Annotated in this window: 2 protein-coding genes; one reads left to right on the top strand and one right to left on the bottom strand. The window is 43.7% G+C overall.

Annotated features, from left to right (window positions below):
- The coding region (locus A3757_RS18625) for a PKD domain-containing protein (protein WP_231878319.1) at positions 1-660 on the bottom strand (660 nt) is incomplete at its 3' end.
- Positions 661-892: 232 nt separating this feature from the next.
- Here A3757_RS18625 and A3757_RS18620 point away from each other — a divergent pair.
- Positions 893-2,284: a DNA recombination protein RmuC gene (locus tag A3757_RS18620; RefSeq protein WP_068553624.1), complete on the top strand. Its 1,392-nt coding sequence runs from the start codon at positions 893-895 to the stop codon at positions 2,282-2,284.
- Positions 2,285-2,428: the final 144 nt, after the last annotated feature.

Below are 2,428 nucleotides of genomic sequence, written 5' to 3'. Positions count from 1 at the left end.
GCTGTTCCCGTTAGCGTTTTGGTCATCACCTGCATGGGCGATAGGCTGTGTATTTGAGGTCTGTGGGTCAGAACCGTTGTCAGGGTCAGAACCGTTGTCAGGGTCAGAACCGTTGTCAGGGTCAGAGTCGCTGTCAGGATCAGAACCGTTGTCAGGGTCAGAGCCGCTGTCAGGATCAGAACCGCTGTCAGGGTCAGAGCCGCTGTCAGGGTCAGAGCCGCTGTCAGGGTCAGAGCCGGTGTCAGGGTCAGAACTGCTATCAGGATTAGAGTGGGTGTTGTTGTCAGCTTGTTCTAGTACAGTTACCGTGACGGTATCAGGGACAGATGAGTTGATCCCGTCGCTAATGTGTAACTGGTAGCGCAGGGTTGTACTTCCGTCAGGGGCAATAAAGCTCGGTGAGTCATCTTCGTCTGAGCTGAGTTCCACGAAGGGACCGTCAACCTGAATCCACTTGTAGTTTATATCGTCTTCGTCTGGGTCATGGCTGGCAGAACCGTCTAAGGTCACTAATTGTTTTTCGGTGACCGTCATGTCTTCACCTGCATTGGCTACAGGTTGATGATTTTGGGGCGAAGATTTGCCAGACGAGCCTCCATTACAGGCACTGAGTAATAGAACTAGCGGCACTATCCAGCATCGTTGTAGAAAAATTTTCATGGCAGCTATACTAAAGTGTCAAAGGTATATTCAAAGCGCTGTCTAAGGTTTTAGCGCGATTACCAGCTAGGGAAGCATTAAATGGGCCAAAATTTATGGTGTCTTCTATAATCTATTGAATAGCAATGATTATTGGTCTCTCAGACTCTGATAGTATGGTTTTTGGGATACCGTACAGACTTCTTTTTGCCGACGTAGCGGCAAATGTTTTCACTTATCTAAGGCTAACTAAATGGAACAGCACTTACTGGCGAACCTAGAGTTATTTATCGCTTGTTTATCCTTTATTGTTATAGGTGGTCTGGCTTATTTTCGAAAGCTATACCTTGGAAAGCTAAGTGATGAACAGAGCAGATACTCAGCTCTAGAAAGTGATAAGGCTCTTTTGCTGGAACGTTTAGAGGCTCAAGGTGAACAGTGTTTAAACTTACATGACGAGCTTCAGTCGTCCAGGCTTCAGGTGGTTGACTTGAATCGAAATAATGCCCGTCTAGAGGCGGTTATTGAAGAGCGTGATCGCGCAATGATTCAACAGAGAGAGCAATTTGAGTCTCAGAAAAAATCACTTCAGTCAGAGTTTGAGAATTTGGCGAACCGCATCTTTGACGAAAAGGGAAAACGCATTACCAAGGATAACCAGTTGTCTATCGAAGGCGTGCTAAAACCTTTTAGAGAACAAATTACCGAGTTCCGTCATCGGGTAGACGGTATCCAGAAGGAAAATCATGAATCGGCTGGTAGTCTAAAGAAGGAGTTGGAGATTCTGCGAAACCTTAATGCGCAGATGTCTCAGGATGCCCAGAACCTGACGACTGCACTCAAAGGCGATAAGAAAACCTTGGGTAATTGGGGCGAGGTGCAACTAGAAAGAAGTTTACAGGTCGCCGGATTAGTAAAAGATCAGCATTATCGGACGCAGGTTCACCTTAAAGATGACAAAGGGCGAGCGTATTTTTTAGATTTTTTAATAGACCTGCCAGACAATCAGCATTTGATTATCGATAGTAAGGCCTCATTGGTGGCGTATGAATCTGCTATTTCGGCTGAAACAGAAGCTCAACGCGAATTAGCGATGAATAATTATATTCAAGCATTGAGAGTGCATGTTAAAGAGCTATCAGAGAAAAACTACAGTCGTCTTAAAGGAATTAACTGCCCAAGTTTTGTCTTGATGTTCTTGCCATTGGAGGCCGCATATATAGAAGGGCTTAAGCATAGTCCTGAGCTTTATGAAGAAGCTTATCGCGAAAATATTATTCTAGTTTCCCATACAACGCTTTTACCGATACTAAAAACCGTTTCAAATATCTGGCGTCTTCAGAACAGCCAAAATGATGCATTGGCCTTAAGTGAAAAAGCGGGTGAGATATACAACCATGTGTGTGTTGTGGCAGAGAGGCTGCAGAAACTGGGTGGCAGCTTGCTTAGCTCGAATAATCACTATAATAACGTACTTATATCGCTTGTCGGACAACAAGGCCTTCATGGGAAAGTGGAACGATTTCAAGAAATGTCAATTGAAGCGAATAAGCGTATGCCTCAATTGGAACCTTTAAATAAGGATGTCGAACTAGAGCGCCTGGATCGTGTTCTGTTAGATGGTTTGCCTGAAGGTAGCAAATAAAAACCTGAAATAGATGAAGTTTGTTTAATAAGTAATCTGCTTTAGATCAATTTTTTTACATGTAAGTGAAAAAAGTTCGGTTTTCACCCATGACCTATTGTCTAGTTTTTGATAAAGTGCATTTGGATATATTTTAGTCATCGG

This window comes from Oleiphilus sp. HI0117 (assembly GCF_001635235.1).
Note: the sequence above shows the minus strand (reverse complement) of the source record. Positions and strands in the feature narration are given on the sequence as shown.